General features: G+C 54.2%; 12 protein-coding genes and 1 pseudogene. 5 read left to right on the top strand and 8 right to left on the bottom strand.

The genetic code is table 11. From position 1 onward, the window contains the following. The first annotated feature begins 97 nt into the window (after positions 1-97). Positions 98-1,639, top strand: a complete 1,542-nt coding sequence (locus AC1RJ3_RS24375) for a phosphoenolpyruvate carboxykinase (RefSeq protein WP_054595101.1) — start codon at positions 98-100, stop codon at positions 1,637-1,639. Positions 1,640-1,702: 63 nt separating this feature from the next. On the opposite strand, the gene AC1RJ3_RS24370 is transcribed toward AC1RJ3_RS24375, so the two are convergent. The 8 genes and pseudogenes from AC1RJ3_RS24370 to AC1RJ3_RS24335 form a co-directional block, all read right to left on the bottom strand. Next, positions 1,703-4,414, bottom strand: coding sequence for a DEAD/DEAH box helicase (locus AC1RJ3_RS24370; RefSeq protein WP_493080949.1), 2,712 nt, complete (start codon positions 4,412-4,414; stop codon positions 1,703-1,705). Between the two features lie 478 nt (positions 4,415-4,892). Then, on the bottom strand, positions 4,893-6,164 hold the full coding sequence (locus AC1RJ3_RS24365; RefSeq protein WP_493080947.1) for a type II toxin-antitoxin system HipA family toxin: 1,272 nt from the start codon (positions 6,162-6,164) through the stop codon (positions 4,893-4,895). Continuing rightward, positions 6,161-6,658 carry a helix-turn-helix domain-containing protein gene (locus AC1RJ3_RS24360; protein WP_493080945.1) on the bottom strand — a complete coding sequence of 166 codons (498 nt, stop codon included), beginning with the start codon at positions 6,656-6,658 and terminating at the stop codon, positions 6,161-6,163. Before AC1RJ3_RS24360 ends, AC1RJ3_RS24365 begins: the two co-directional genes overlap by 4 nt. A gap of 202 nt (positions 6,659-6,860) precedes the next feature. Beyond that, positions 6,861-7,226 carry a DUF1493 family protein gene (locus AC1RJ3_RS24355; RefSeq protein ID WP_493080943.1) on the bottom strand — a complete coding sequence of 122 codons (366 nt, stop codon included), beginning with the start codon at positions 7,224-7,226 and terminating at the stop codon, positions 6,861-6,863. An 89-nt stretch (positions 7,227-7,315) separates the two neighbouring features. Beyond that, a pseudogene (locus AC1RJ3_RS24350) lies at positions 7,316-7,438 on the bottom strand (transcriptional regulator); the annotation flags it as partial. Between the two features lie 89 nt (positions 7,439-7,527). Then, the gene (locus AC1RJ3_RS24345) at positions 7,528-7,824 is read right to left on the bottom strand and encodes a hypothetical protein (RefSeq protein ID WP_493080941.1); all 297 of its coding nucleotides are present in this window, start codon (positions 7,822-7,824) and stop codon (positions 7,528-7,530) included. A 330-nt stretch (positions 7,825-8,154) separates the two neighbouring features. Beyond that, positions 8,155-8,442 (bottom strand): antitoxin PaaA2 family protein, encoded by a 288-nt coding sequence (locus AC1RJ3_RS24340; RefSeq protein ID WP_493080939.1) that lies wholly within the window; start codon positions 8,440-8,442, stop codon positions 8,155-8,157. A 29-nt stretch (positions 8,443-8,471) separates the two neighbouring features. Next, positions 8,472-8,753, bottom strand: a complete 282-nt coding sequence (locus tag AC1RJ3_RS24335) for a hypothetical protein (protein ID WP_493080937.1) — start codon at positions 8,751-8,753, stop codon at positions 8,472-8,474. A 309-nt stretch (positions 8,754-9,062) separates the two neighbouring features. On the opposite strand from AC1RJ3_RS24335, the gene AC1RJ3_RS24330 reads away from it, so the two are divergent. From AC1RJ3_RS24330 to AC1RJ3_RS24315, 4 genes are all read left to right on the top strand, one after another. Then, positions 9,063-10,238, top strand: a complete 1,176-nt coding sequence (locus tag AC1RJ3_RS24330; protein WP_347928601.1) for a tetratricopeptide repeat protein — start codon at positions 9,063-9,065, stop codon at positions 10,236-10,238. 67 nt (positions 10,239-10,305) lie between these two features. Then, positions 10,306-11,436: a polysaccharide deacetylase family protein gene (locus AC1RJ3_RS24325; RefSeq protein ID WP_347928602.1), complete on the top strand. Its 1,131-nt coding sequence runs from the start codon at positions 10,306-10,308 to the stop codon at positions 11,434-11,436. A 171-nt stretch (positions 11,437-11,607) separates the two neighbouring features. Continuing rightward, positions 11,608-13,542 (top strand): RecQ family ATP-dependent DNA helicase, encoded by a 1,935-nt coding sequence (locus tag AC1RJ3_RS24320; protein WP_493080934.1) that lies wholly within the window; start codon positions 11,608-11,610, stop codon positions 13,540-13,542. A gap of 74 nt (positions 13,543-13,616) precedes the next feature. Next, the gene (locus AC1RJ3_RS24315; RefSeq protein WP_493080932.1) at positions 13,617-14,048 is read left to right on the top strand and encodes an acyl-CoA thioesterase; all 432 of its coding nucleotides are present in this window, start codon (positions 13,617-13,619) and stop codon (positions 14,046-14,048) included. Positions 14,049-14,231: the final 183 nt, after the last annotated feature.

Here is a 14,231-nt window from a genome sequence, read left to right as displayed (position 1 = left end):
TCTGGCATAATCCGGCCCACTTTTTTAGCGGTAGTAGTGCGCGACTTTCTACTACAAAACGTTTGGAGCACTCGGCCACTGGCCGACGGGGAACCTCATGACGCAAGCCAATAATGCTGTGTACACCGATCTGAGTGTTGATGATCTGGTTAAAGAAGCCCTGAGTCGCGGTGAGGGCGAGCTTGCCGATACCGGCGCGCTGGTCGTTCGCACCGGTCACCGTACCGGTCGTTCGCCAGTCGACCGTTTCATTGTTGAAGAGCCAACCACTCAGGCCGCTATCGCCTGGGGCCCGATCAACCGCAAGTTCCCGGCCGACAAGTTCGATGCCCTGTGGGCTCGTGTTGAGGCGTTCAACAACGCGCAAGAGCATTTCGTTTCCCACGTGCACGTAGGTTCGGCTGAAGAGCATTACCTGGCCGTGAAAATGACCACCCAGACTGCCTGGCAGAATCTGTTCGGTCGTTGCCTGTTCATCAACCCGGCCCAGTACAACCCGGCCGGTCGTGAAGAGTGGCAAGTTCTCAACGTCGCCAACTTCGAGTGCGTGCCAGAGCGTGACGGCACCAACTCCGACGGCTGCGTGATCATCAACTTCGCGCAGAAGAAAGTGCTGCTCGCCGGTATGCGCTACGCCGGTGAAATGAAGAAAGCCATGTTCTCGGTGCAGAACTTCCTGCTGCCGGCCGCCGACGTGTTGCCAATGCACTGCGCCGCCAACATCGGCGAAGAAGGCGACGTGACCCTGTTCTTCGGTCTGTCCGGCACCGGCAAGACCACCCTGTCCGCCGACGAAAGCCGTTACCTGATCGGTGACGACGAACACGGCTGGGGCGAGGGCGTGGTGTTCAACATCGAAGGCGGTTGCTATGCCAAGTGCATCGACCTGTCCGAGAAGAACGAGCCAGTCATCTGGAAAGCCATCAAGCACGGCGCGGTCCTGGAAAACGTCGTGATCGACGACGCCAAGCACGCCGACTACACCGATGTCAGCCTGACCCAGAACAGCCGCGCCGCCTACCCGCTGGAGCACGTTGCCAAGCGTTCCGAGAAGAACCTGGGCGGCGAGCCAAACGCAGTGATCTTCCTGACCTGCGACCTGACCGGCGTACTGCCGCCAGTGTCGATCCTCAATGAAGAACAAGCGGCCTACCACTTCCTGTCCGGCTACACCGCACTGGTGGGCTCGACCGAAATGGGTTCGGGCAGCGGCATCAAGTCGACCTTCTCCACCTGCTTCGGCGCACCGTTCTTCCCGCGTCCGGCTGGCGAATACGCAGAACTGCTGATCAAGCGCATCCGCGGCTTCGGCTCCAAGGTCTACCTGGTCAACACCGGCTGGACCGGCGGCGGCTACGGCGTCGGCAAACGCTTCAACATCCCGACCACCCGCGCGGTGATCGCAGCGATCCAGAGCGGCGCGTTGATCGGTGCAGCCACCGAACACCTCGACACCATCAACCTCGACGTGCCATTGGCTGTGCCAGGCGTTGAGACCGGCCTGTTGAACCCACGTAACACCTGGGCTGACAAGGCTGCTTACGATGAGGCTGCCAAGGCGCTGGCCGGTCTGTTCATCGAGAACTTCAAGAAGTTCGAAGTGAGCGACGCGATCAAGGCTGCTGGGCCGAAGTTGTAAGTATCGGTAGTGGTTTGAGGTAAGAGAAAGCCGCCCTTTGTGGGCGGCTTTTTTACACAAATATTAGCTGTTTAGTAGTCGTTCAACTTCCGATACCCCAGGCTGTACAAGCCATCGATAAAAACACTCAGAACTAACCTCTCCGGAAACAACAAGGAGAACTCCCTCGATGAAAACTGAGTGATTAATAAGCGTTATGTCTGCTGCTCCACAAGCTTTACTTTCAGAGAAAGTATCGAATCCGGGCTTTCCTAGTGTGATTCTATGTATTGATCGATCAATATTTGCGGCCTTTGTAAGTACAGCAAATGCTTCGTCTTTTGTTATTGTTGGTGGTTTTTTGGTGCAAGTTTTGCACTCAAGTACAGCGGCCATGCTTTTATATTTAATCATGAAGTCTGGTGTGCCTTGTCTCTTGCCATCATCTAATTTTGTTACGGTTAAATCAGGAATCAAGCGCAAAAGACTTTCAATCGGATCTTCGTAGTCGTTTCCAATTAATTCGTACGAGTCTGTAACCAGTTTTTCAAGCCCTAATTCTTTGGAGTTTTTTATATTTTTCCAGCGTGCCCTGTCATAGGGTCGATTTTCTGAGTTTTCTAATGCTGCGATAAGTTTTGTCATTCTCTCTTCGCTGGCAAGTATTTTGGATAAAGCGAGTTTGTCAGCGGAAAGTATAGTCGCGGTGTCGCTGAAACCTGCTCTCATAAGCGCCAAGGCTCGTTGTCTTCCAAAACCTGGAACTCTAGCTCGTTGAGCTATTTTTATTACATCTAGCGTTACCACAGGTGAGCCAATTCTCACTCGTTGTGAAAGTATAGATATTGCGTTCATAGTAGGTTGAGAGCAGCCGACACTGGGTAAGCTTGCGATTTTATGAAGGCCATCTAAAATCCAAGCTGTGTCTTGCGCGAGTCTATGTATTTGTCCAGCGGACACGCCGGTTTGTGAACTGATTTTTCTTTCTAGCTCGCCAGATATAAACAAGTATATGGCATGGGTTGATAAATTGACGCGCTCGGCTATAGGGTAAGAGTCGATCCTTCTTAAAAGTTTAGAGTCTTGAAGTAGCGCTCTAGTTGTCGTTGACTTTGACGTAGCGTAAGGTAGGAATCGTTGTGGTGGCTCCCCAGTAAATTCATCACAAGAAATAGCTGCATGAATAATACCAACCTCAAAATCTTCGAAACCTTCGTCAATTATTGTTGCATTGTTTTTTAGCAGTCTGGATAACTCGAAAGCGGATGATGGCTGTAGTCCAGATTTTGCTGTAGCTAGGCCAAGATCGGTAACTATTAATCTGTCAGCTTCAATTAAGAGCATTTCATGCTGGCTGAGCCACTCGATGGCGTGGTCAGTTTTTTCAAGAAGATCAACTAGTTTTGCAGGGTTTCTTTCTTGTACTTGATGCCAAAACAATGTGTTTTTTAGAAGTTCTTGAATGTCTTGCTTGGTTGTACCAGACCCTGAGGCCACGAGCGATAAGACAATTTTTCTCGCGCTCAATGAGCTAAGCTTTGAAGCGAGATTTTCATTTTGTGGGGATATTAGAATATTTGCATATGCTGCTTCGAGACGGTCTCTTGGGATGATTATCGAGTATCCGTTATCATGCATTCCAAGTCGTCCAGCCCGCCCAGACATATTTCTGTAATCGCCTACAGGCAATTTTTTAGGTTCGATATATTGACGAATGATTCGATCAAAGACAACAGTTCTAAATGGGAAGTTTACGCCAGCCGCAAGTGTTGGTGTGGCAAAGCATACATCAAACTCGCTTTTAATTAACGCTTGCTCAATAACCAAGCGTTCGCTTTGTGTCAAATCAGCCGTATGAAATACGATATTGGATTCAGAAGAAGTCTTTAGCTTTTCTGAAAATTCTGTTGCTTCCGAGAATAATGAGAGTTGTTCGGCAAATATATAGCCATTTGAAGTTTTTGCTCTTCTGGCAGAGTAATTTTCTGCTAGGGTCATAGCGTCTTTTCTTGTTTCGGTAAAAACTAATATGGGGCCAAGGTTCCTGCTGAGTAATTGTTCAACTGCATCCAGAGTGGTATTGGGCAAGCGACCTATAGGGGTTGTGTTCTCGCCTTCATCTGTACCAAATTTCAAAGTGTAGATTTTGTTTTCAAACCAAACTTCTTGTATTAGGTCAATGTCTCTATCAGTCGTATTTACCAGTTTGCTCTCTAACCAGTCAGCGAGTTCTTGCCCATTCTCAACTGTTGCGGTAAGTGCTATGAATTGTTTGGGTTTTCGTTGTCGTATTGCTGCACACAATAATTCAATTTCTGCTCCGCGACTATTATCTCCAATTATCTGAAGTTCATCAGCAATGATTACGGTTTCCGAAAGGTTCAGGCTGCCGGAATGTAATAGTGAAATAGCTTTCTCATACGTTGTGACTTGTACTTGGGCTTCTGGTTGACCTTCTTCTCTGTCCCCCGTGCTGATAGAAATCTCTGCTATTTGTCTTGGACTATTTTTTCCATATTTTGATGTAAAGTCTTCATATTTTTGCTCGGCCAAAGCTTTGTGAGAAACTAGATATAAAACTTTGTTGTTTTCTTTTAGTGCGGACAGTAGCGCGATTTCTCCGACTAACGTTTTTCCTGAGGACGTTGGGGCGCAAATTACGAGGTTTTCATACTGTGCAACTCCCGCTTCTATAGCAAGACGTTGAATTGTCGTTAGGTGTGTTATGTTGTTTACTAGAAGTACTTCAGATATCCAGCCTGGCATTTCACGCTTTGTATTATTGGTAATCTGCATGTTAAATCCATTTATAGATTGATATGGCGAGATTTTTTACGTGTCATCCATACTCGAGTAAGCAGTTTTTCTCCTATTGGGAATACGAACCCATTTTTACTGATTGAGAGTAAAGCTTGGTGGCTACCAAATAGCCAGTACGTAATGATAGGTGGGACTAGATTTTGGTCGCGTGTCGTGGGGGATTGCTCGCAAAATGCTAGGAAAACGACGCTAGCGGCGAGTAGGTTTTAGCTGCGCGGCTTGAGCCTCCGATGTTGCAACCATTGGAGTCGGGCCAGGTTAGGCGGACGTAGTGGAGCTTTATGGCAACGCAGTCTTGATTTTCTCTACGTCGAATCTTGATGGCTTAGTGTTTGGTAGCGCATGCCAATGATTGGGGGGACTTTGTCGTCACGTCCCTTGACTCGCGTTTGAGGAGTACATCGTAGCCTTTGGGATGGATGTGGTAACAGGCGTCGCAGTTGATGTGCTGGATCTATTTTTCTGAGAGGCGAAACGCCGGCGCCACGTTGTCTTGTTCACGCCTCGGAAGCCCCAACGCTTCGGCCAATGTTGCCCATTGGCTGACTACGTTTCGGAAGCTTTCAATGATTTCTTCTGAATCTGCGCGGCTGACCCGAAAGTACTCTGCAACCTCGCGAGCGAGCTCAAGATCCAAGGCGTTGTCGGAGTCGGTGATGTTGAGCTTCAATCCGTCGGTGTGTGCTACAGGGTTCATATCGTAGGCGTCAGACAGTCGCCATCCCCGGCCGGGATCAAGGATAAAACCGTGGTTGCGCAGGTGGTCGTCGGTGTTGGATACCAGGATGTTGAACACGATGCGGGACCACAGCTCGCGCAGATCTGCCTTGGTTTCCGAACCGTGGTTAATGAGCACTTCAGCCAATTCCAGGTAGCTGGCGCCTACTGATGCATCGTCGCCGTCAACTCGGTCGGTCATGGTCATGGCTGAGGCAAAATGGAGTCGACCACCATTTTCGGTGCGGTCGAAACGCTTGACCATGAAGCAGTGATGATCACTCGCGAAGCGGCGTGCAATTCCGTTCGCGACCCGTAATCCACAACGACTCGCCAAGGCATTCACCACCATTTCCCAACCTCCGACGTCATAGTCATCGCGGGTACTTGGAAATTTTGCGATCCACAAATGACCATGCTCGTCAGCAACGCTGGCCTTGGGTCTGGCCCCGCCCAATGAACCACCTGGTGCAATCAGCATTCTCAGCCACTCGCGCCCATCGGGCGACGTATTATCCGGGTCGTTTTCCAAGGCACGACTTGCTTCCTCCAGAGCGCGCAACTCGACGAAGGGGGGGGCAGCCAACCCATCGCGATCATCCAGGAAGTTGCCTTCGTCATTGAGCTTGTAGCGGATTGCCCCGACCCGATAAAGGTCATGAACGCCTAAAAGAAAATCCGACTCGTACAGCTTGCTGCCTCTGGGGATCAACCCGTCACGAATATCTCGTTCCAGTCGCCGTTTCATCAGCAACTGACCCCATCGATCCGGGCTTGAATCAGCAAAAACGCCGAAACGGGTCTGATGTTGACCGGGGAACTGTCGGCCCTCAAAGAGCCCGATACGAGGATCGAGAGATGTGAAGTTCAACTCAGGATCGGCCAATGCAGCAGCGTCGTACTCAAACTCGAACACGTTGTTGGAGCGGACCTTGTTGGCGTGGAGGAATCCAAGACGCCTAGGGCCGTTCAAGGATTCCCAATCTGCATACACGGCGATCAGTGTCATTTTTCACCTGTCGTAGGTTTGGGTTTTTTCTTCTGGGTCAACAAACTGGATAAAGAGTGGGTGTTGATTGGGAAATCATGGGCAAGATTAAATTTTGAGGCGGGGTCTTCAATCACTTCCGTCATCTTGTCGCTAACAAGAGACGTTGTTTTTGTTGGCCTCACGCTGCGAGCTCGTTGGCGTTTGTTGGCGGCGAGGTTGGCTCCCGGCGTTAATTGCGCGTCTTGCAGTTTGCGCCCCAGTTCATCCACGGCTGCGAGCTTGTTTACGTCTTTCTCCAGGCCGAGCACCTGCATCACTGACAAATAGGCGCCCATCGTCACACCTGATCCGCCTGACTCCAGAGAGCGCAATGTGGTCAGTGACATACCAGCTCTCTCGGCCACTTGCTTGGCCGTCAGTTTTCGGCGTAGTCGAGCAAGTTTCAGGCGCTCACCAAACTCGGAGAGCAGCTTGTTTGTGGAGGGCAGGAGCGGCGCCGTTTTCTTAGCCATGTGCCATTATTCCTTCATTTTTTGGCTTTAACTGCCAGAATAATAGCACTTAAGTGAAGCGCTGCCGCTTGGCCAAAAATCACACAATCAGCCTGCCCCTTACCGTGGTCCCACTTCTTTGCAGTTGGGTTGGGATATGATGGGCCACTGGAACTGCCATTATTCCAGCTGAAATAGCTCTAAACAGCCAGAATAATGCCACTTATGTGTTCGGCTGAATGCCTTCCAATTCCTGTGTATTCCAGCGTTGGGTCTTGATGGCCCGGTAAAGCATGCCGATGGTCAGTGGCACTTTGTCTCCACGCCCCTTGGCCCTGCGTTTGAGAAACACGTCGAAGCCTTCGGGCTGAAAGTAGCGATAGGCGTCGTAGTCGACGAAGTCGATGGCGAACTGTTCTTCCAAGGCTTCCATCAGGTGCCGGGCGTCTGAGCCGTCGCAGCCGAGGTCGAAATTGATCGAGGTGCTGAGGCTGATAGTTTTGCGTTCGGGTAGGCCGAGTTCTTCGTGCAGCAACTGCATGAGTAACTGCATGGCGTGGTCGTCGGGAAAGTTGGGGGCGAGGTACATGGTTAACAGTCCGGTTGAGGCATGCAGGAATGTTATTGGGCACAGGGCTTGGGTGGAAGGCTCTGGATACGCGGCTGATCGTTCCCACGCTTACGAATTTCTTTGGCTTGCAATGCGTCAACATGGAATTTGCGGGAAGGTAGGCGTTCACCCCGTACGATCTCGTCCATCTGCTGCACGCTTTCCATCAGCTCATCAAAAAACGTGTTCACGGTTATCTCCTGTGTTCGATGACGGCTTTCAACACTTTGCGTTCGATCGTTCTCACGCAGAACGTGGGAACGATCTGTTCACTCGGACGTCAGGCCGGCGCTTTCCAGTTCAGCATGCGTTGTTGGGCAATCTGGAGTAGGTCGCAGCCATCTTGATTCAGCAGGTACAGGGCGTGGGTGATATGGGGGATGTCTTTGACGTCGCCGTGTTTGAAACATTGGCAGTGCAAGGTTTCGAGCAGGTCGCTAGAGGCGCGGATGCGTTGCAGGGCGGCTTCGAGGATGTCTTGCGGGTCGGCTTCTGTGTCGATGATCAGAACCGGCGTGTCGGTGAAATTAGTTTTGGTGGCGCGATAGCGCTCTGCAAACGGATCTAATTTGTTCATTGTTGGTTACCTCTGGATCTATCAGAAGAAACCGCCGTTATCGTGACCAAGCGATGGGTGGCGGACTGTGTTCAGGTTGGTCAACCGGTAGAGGTACACGAAAACCCGGCACGCCCGAAGACGTCCCAAACACAGCCGCCATAACGCGTGCTTACACTAGAGGTGCCGGCAGCATACAACGCTTGCTTTCGTGCATTCCAATTCGGGTGACCAAACCCGGTCGCTGATTTTGCAGCGACGCTAACGACTATAGGTGTGGTGTGCAGGCTGGCGAAAGGCGACAAGGAGCACGAGGTTGTAGGAAGGGGACGAAGATTAGTAAGGCCGTGTCTATCGGTCTTTTCGCCGACGTAGGACGTCTCGTTTTTCAGCCATAAAACGCTTGGCTTCTTCATCTTCAATGCTGGGCCGAAGGTCGTCGATGCTGGTTTGTACTTGCTCCCTGAACCATGCGTCGTAGGCGGCTGTTATCACTCCATCCCCATACGAATGCAGAATCTCTGCATCCATCTCCGACATGGCGTCTTCATGCGAAATGCTGGGTCTAGGGTCGTCGATGGCCGCTTGAATGTCGGCAGCGAGTTGCTGGTTGTATGCGTCGGCTTGATGGGTTCGCATGAGGGATCCTTTATTGGCTGGCAACGTTTTCACCTCGTCATCCGCTGCCGAGCCACCTCAAGCAACTCACTCCCATCCTGAGTCAGCAGATACAGCGCATTGACGATATTCGGAATGTCTTTCACATCTGCTTGCTTGAAGCACAGGCAATAAAGCGTTTCGAGCAGGTCGCTGGAGGCGCGGATGCGTTGTCGGGCGGCGTCCAGGATGGCGTGGGGGTTGGCTTCGGTGTCGATGACCAGCACCGGGGTTTCGCTGTAGCTGGTTTTGAGTGGGCGATAGCGGTTGTTAGACGGATCGAGTGGGTTCATTGAACGTGTCCTGTAGGAAGTCACGACGTCGCTCCTGCAGGCCGACACACGGGGTTTAGCCGCGCCGCAAACTATAGAACCCGATCCCGAAGTCTCGCAAGACAGCCCGAATGGACAGGTTTTGTAGGGGGTTTACTTGCTCTTAAGGCTGGGGACTACACATAGCCCGAGGTTTTTTACAGCGATTCCCTTAGAGGTCAATTTTCCTACGCGATTGTCAGGCGAAACGCGGCAAATTTCGGTATGGTGCGCGCCAGAATCCGTAGGGCGTTTCTAAACGTCTGTTTAAACACTTAAAGGGAATTAGGTATGCGATTGCATCGTATGGCTTCGATTTTGTCGCTGTGGGCCGCTTTTGGCTCGGCGCAGGCTGAACAACTGCCGATCGAGGTGTTGAGTGCGGTGGTCAAGGATCAGAAGATCGCCGACGCTGAAGTGCTGTTGCAACGCAACGGCGCGCAGAACGTGGTGGGGCGTACCAATGCTCAGGGCCAGGTCAGCCTGACCGCCGATTTTGCCGATGACGCCAGCAACCTGCTGATCATCAAGAAGCCGGGTTACTCCAACCTGGTGGTCAAGTGCCCGTGCAAGGGCATGACCTATGCCGTCAGCCCGGTGATGACCAACCTCGACGGCCTGCGAGTGGTGCTGACCTGGGGCGCAACCCCGCGGGACCTCGACTCGCATATGATCTTCCCCGGCAACAACATCTACTTCGGCAGCAAGCAGGGCACCGACGCTCATCTGGATGTCGATGACACCACCAGCTATGGCCCGGAAACCATCACCCTGGAGAAAAAGCACTACGGTGAGAGCTACGTTTACGCCGTGCATGACTTCAGTAACGGCGGTAATCCAAGCTCGCGTGCGCTCTCCGACAGCCAGGCCAAAGTGTTCGTGTACATGGGCCAATCGCTGGTACGCACTTACTACGTGCCGCAAAACCGCAGTGGCAATCTGTGGACCGTATTCCGTATGACCGGCAGCGGCGATTTCCAGGACATCAATAACTTCACGGGCTCGCAGGTCGATGCCAAGAACGTATTGAACGAAGTCTCGCCGTTGCTCGATGACAGCATGGCCGTCACTGCCGTGGCGGTCAGTGCTTCGGCACTGTCGGATGCGAAAAGCCTGAACCAGAAAGGCGAAGCGGCCTACCACGCCGGCGACCTGCCGCAGGCGATCGACTTCTATCGTCAGGCTATCGAACTGAACAACGGTTTCGGTCAGGCCTACAGCAACCTGGGTCTGGCGTATCAGAAGGCCGGCAACACTGCCGAGTCGATCTGGGCCAACCGCAAGGCTATCGCTCTGGCCAGCGGCAATTCGGCTGCCACTGTTCGCGCCAGTTCCTACTACAACATCGCCCGTATCTATGAAGCGGCGAATCAGTTCCCCGACGCATTGCGTCATTACCAGTTGGCCAAGCAGCAAAAAGCCAACCCGGTGTATGACAAGGCGATCGAGCGCGTGCAAAACCGCTGATCGGTTTGCGTTGAGTTGACCCCACAACGCGCCGCTATCGGCGCGTTGTGCATTTAAGGAGCTGGGTATGCGGTTGCGGGCTTTTACTTTTTTACTGCTCGGTTGCCTGTGGGCAAACACTGCGCAGGCGGTGGGTGCGGCGGTATTCGCGACGATTGATCGTGGCGGCTGGCCAGGTTCGCTGGCCACTGAGGCGGGTTTTGATACGGCCTCGCGCGCCGAGATGCTGATGTTCGGCAAGGCGTTGCTGGCCAGCGAAGCACTGGACGAAAACGCCCTCAAGCAGCGTTTGGGTGTGAAGCAAGTCGAGTTCAAATCCGTGGAGCAGGTGCGCCAGCGTTTCTGGGACCGGCTATTGAGCAACTACCGCAGCGCCAGCCAGAACTGCGAGGCCGAGCTGTTTTGTCCACAGGTGCGTGGTCTCGACGATTTGCGTCAGCAGGCGGCTAGCTTCACCGGCGAGGTCGTCCCGGCCTATGCCGCATGGGCTTCGGTCAGCCGGGTATTTCACGAGCAGTATTTGAACGAGCAACTGCGTCTGGCCGCGTTGTTCCCGAGGATCAGCAGCGAGATCGAGCGCTTCGACAGCGCCGAACTGACCGGCGATGAGCTGGCCGACCGACAGTTTCTGCTGACGTTCGACGATGGCCCGAGTGGCATCGACAAGCACACCGATACCGTGGCCAATGTGCTGCGGGCCAACGATTTGCACGGCGTGTTCTTTGTGCTCGGCGAGCCCTTTCAGGCACGCTTGCGTCAATCTTCGCCAGACAAAATGCGCGAGTTGTACCGAGGCCAGTGCGTTGCCCTGCATGGCTGGGAGCACAAATCCCACAGCGCCTGGAGCGAGTGGCAATCGTCGATCAACCGTTCGGTGACGCTGGTACGCGGTACGGTTCCGGATGACTATCAGTCGTTGTTTCGCCCACCGTATGGCCAGCGTCGCAGCGATAGCGCCGGGTTCTTCAAGGCTCAGGGGCTGAAAGTGATGCTTTGGGGCATCGACTCCCAGGACTGGAGCAAACAGATCAACGCAGACGCCGCGACCCAACGTGTGCAGACCCTGATGCTGCTATGGCGCCGCGGGATCATCCTGTTCCATGACATCCACGACAAGGCACCGAAGGCCGTTCCCGCGTTGATTGCGGCGAATCAGCGCAACGGTGTGAAGTGGGTCGACTGTCGGGCCCAAATGTAGGCTCGACTCATTCGTTTACGATCGTTCCACGTCCGGCGCGGAACGATCGGTGCTCTTGCGACACTCCCTCCCTGTATCATCCCGTATCTCTTTTGCGCCCGACCTTTTCTCGACTCGCTGCTTTGGCCGGCTAGGCTTTCGGCATGGCAGCAGTCAACGGAGTGACAGCTTATGCACAACACCCTCGAACAGGTCTTTGGTTATCCACAGTTCCGGCCCGGCCAGGAGGCGGCGGTCAGTGCAGTGTTGGCCGGGCGCTCGGCGGCGGCGATTTTCCCGACCGGTTCCGGCAAGTCCTTGTGCTATCAGTTGCCGGCCTTGTTGCTGCCGCACCTGACGCTGGTGGTGTCGCCGTTGCTGGCGTTGATGCAGGACCAATTGGCGTTCTTGCAGCGCCACGGGATTGCCGCGGCGAGTATCGATTCGGCGCAGAGCCGCGATGACGCCAACGAGGTGATGGCGCGGGCGCGTTCCGGCGAATTGAAGATCCTGATGATTTCCGTGGAGCGCTTGAAGAACGAGCGCTTTCGCAACTTTTTGCAGCAGGTACCGATCTCGTTGCTGGTGGTGGACGAGGCGCACTGTATCTCCGAGTGGGGCCACAACTTCAGGCCCGACTATTTGAAACTGCCGGACTACCAGCGCCAGTTCAACATCCCGCAAGCCTTGCTACTGACCGCCACTGCCACGCCCAAGGTGATCGCCGACATGCAGGCGAAATTCGCTATCGCGGCGAACGATGTGGTGACCACCGGTTTCTATCGGCCCAACCTGAATTTGCTGGTTGAACCGGTGCGTGGCCAGGACAAGCGCCGGCGTCTGGTGGAGTGGATGAGCCAGCGTGCCGGGCAGCCGAGCATCGTCTACGTGACCTTGCAGAAAACCGCCGAACAGATTGCCCAGCACCTGAGCCAAAACGGTCTTCAGGCCGAGGCCTATCACGCCGGTTTGCCCCACGAACAACGGGAAGCCATTCAGCGTCGGTTCATGGGCGGGCAGTCCAATTGCATCGTCGCCACCATCGCGTTCGGGATGGGTATCGACAAGAGCGATATCCGCAACGTGGTGCATTTTGACCTGCCGAAATCCATCGAAAACTACAGTCAGGAAATTGGCCGTGCCGGGCGTGACGGGCAGCCTTCCGACTGTCTGGTGCTGGCCAACCGCGACAGCCTCAACGTGTTGGAAAACTTCGTGTACGGCGACACGCCGGAGCTGGACGGCATCCGCTGTGTGCTCGACGAACTGCAAGCGGCCGCGCCAGATGGGCAGTGGGAGTTTTTACTGGGACCGCTGGCTGACCAGAGCAATATCCGCCAATTGCCGCTCAAGACCTTGCTGGTGCAACTTGAACTCAAAGGCTTGATCGCCCCGCGTTACGCCTACTTTGCCGAATACCGTTTCAAGTTCCTGCTGGAGCCTGAAGCCTTGTTGGCACGTTTCGAAGGCGAGCGACGGGACTTCGTCGAGGCGATCATCCAGACCTCCAGCCGTGCGCGAACCTGGGCCACGGTGAATTTCGAGGCGCTTTACCAACAGCATCAAGCCGAGCGCAACCGGGTAGTCAAGGCGCTGGATTACTTCCAGGAGAAGGGCTGGGTCGAGCTGGAAAGCAAGCAGATGACCGAGGTCTACAGCCTGCTGCTGACGGACTTCGATGCCCAGGCGTTGAGTGCCGAGTTGCATGGCTATTTCACGCAACATGAACGTACCGAAATTGCCCGGATTCACGCGATGCTCGATCTGTTCGCCACCGAGCGCTGCCTGGGTTATCGATTGGCGCAGTACTTCGGTGACGAAAACGCGCCGCAGCAGTGCGGGCATTGTTCGGTGTGTCATGGGCAGGTTGCCCGCCTGCCGGAACCGCCTGAGCTGCCGGCGCTTGTGGATAAAAACTTCGAGTCGCTGTGTGGCGACTTTATCCACAGGCATGAGGCGTACAGCGGCGATCTACCGGGTGCGGAACGGCTGACGCGATTCTTGTGCGGTATCAGCGTGCCGTTGTTTACCAAGCTCAAGGCGCGAGCGATTCCGGGGTTTGCAGCGCTGGAGGATTATCCGTATGCCGAGGTACGCGAGTGGGCCGAAGCGAATCTGGCTGACTGAACTGTCACTCATGTAGGAGCGGGCCGGGCGGTTTTCGCCTTAGACTGGCTGTTCAATTCCAGGAACCGACACTGATGTCCAACCCGATACCCCAGCGCTCCGACTACCGCTACTTCCAGCCGATCATCACCCGCTGGCACGACAACGATGTCTATGGCCATGTGAATAACGTGACCTATTACAGTTTCTTCGACACGGCGGTGAATACCTATCTGATCGAAGTCGGTGGTCTGGATATTCACGGCGGTGAAGTGGTGGGGTTTGTGGTGAGTTCGGCGTGCGATTACTTCGCCTCGATCGCTTTTCCCGAGCGCATTGAAATCGGTTTGCGGGTGGGCAAGTTGGGCAGCAGTTCGGTGCAATACGAATTGGCGGTGTTCAAGGCCGGGGAAGCGGACGCCTGTGCGGCAGGGCGCTTTGTGCATGTGTTTGTGGATCGGGCCTCGAATCAGCCGGTGGCGATTCCTGCCGGGTTACGTGGGGCCTTGGAGCGGTTGGTGGTGTGAAACGAAAAATCGCAGCCCGAGGGCTGCGACTTTTTGGAGGTGCGCCAGGCATGGCGCGTTGCGCGCAAGCGCAACCAGCTTGGCTGTGGTGGCCTCGCTGGTGACTTGGAGGTGAAAGTCCTCTACACACCCGGCAAGGGGAAGTGTTAGCCAGAGGCAAGGGTGTCGCGGGCGACTGCGAAT

The sequence above is a fragment of the Pseudomonas sp. GW822-FHT04C11 genome (assembly GCF_058800905.1).
This window is presented reverse-complemented; position numbering and strand designations above follow the sequence as displayed.

Bases quoted from the DNA above. Each gene is read 5' to 3' on its own strand.
- AC1RJ3_RS24375 (WP_054595101.1), top strand. From the start codon at position 98: ATGACGCAAGCCAATAATGCTGTGTACACCGATCTGAGTGTTGATGAT.
- AC1RJ3_RS24370 (WP_493080949.1), bottom strand. From the start codon at position 4,414: ATGCAGATTACCAATAATACAAAGCGTGAAATGCCAGGCTGGATATCT.
- AC1RJ3_RS24365 (WP_493080947.1), bottom strand. From the start codon at position 6,164: ATGACACTGATCGCCGTGTATGCAGATTGGGAATCCTTGAACGGCCCT.
- AC1RJ3_RS24360 (WP_493080945.1), bottom strand. From the start codon at position 6,658: ATGGCTAAGAAAACGGCGCCGCTCCTGCCCTCCACAAACAAGCTGCTC.
- AC1RJ3_RS24355 (WP_493080943.1), bottom strand. From the start codon at position 7,226: ATGTACCTCGCCCCCAACTTTCCCGACGACCACGCCATGCAGTTACTC.
- AC1RJ3_RS24345 (WP_493080941.1), bottom strand. From the start codon at position 7,824: ATGAACAAATTAGATCCGTTTGCAGAGCGCTATCGCGCCACCAAAACT.
- AC1RJ3_RS24340 (WP_493080939.1), bottom strand. From the start codon at position 8,442: ATGCGAACCCATCAAGCCGACGCATACAACCAGCAACTCGCTGCCGAC.
- AC1RJ3_RS24335 (WP_493080937.1), bottom strand. From the start codon at position 8,753: ATGAACCCACTCGATCCGTCTAACAACCGCTATCGCCCACTCAAAACC.
- AC1RJ3_RS24330 (WP_347928601.1), top strand. From the start codon at position 9,063: ATGCGATTGCATCGTATGGCTTCGATTTTGTCGCTGTGGGCCGCTTTT.
- AC1RJ3_RS24325 (WP_347928602.1), top strand. From the start codon at position 10,306: ATGCGGTTGCGGGCTTTTACTTTTTTACTGCTCGGTTGCCTGTGGGCA.
- AC1RJ3_RS24320 (WP_493080934.1), top strand. From the start codon at position 11,608: ATGCACAACACCCTCGAACAGGTCTTTGGTTATCCACAGTTCCGGCCC.
- AC1RJ3_RS24315 (WP_493080932.1), top strand. From the start codon at position 13,617: ATGTCCAACCCGATACCCCAGCGCTCCGACTACCGCTACTTCCAGCCG.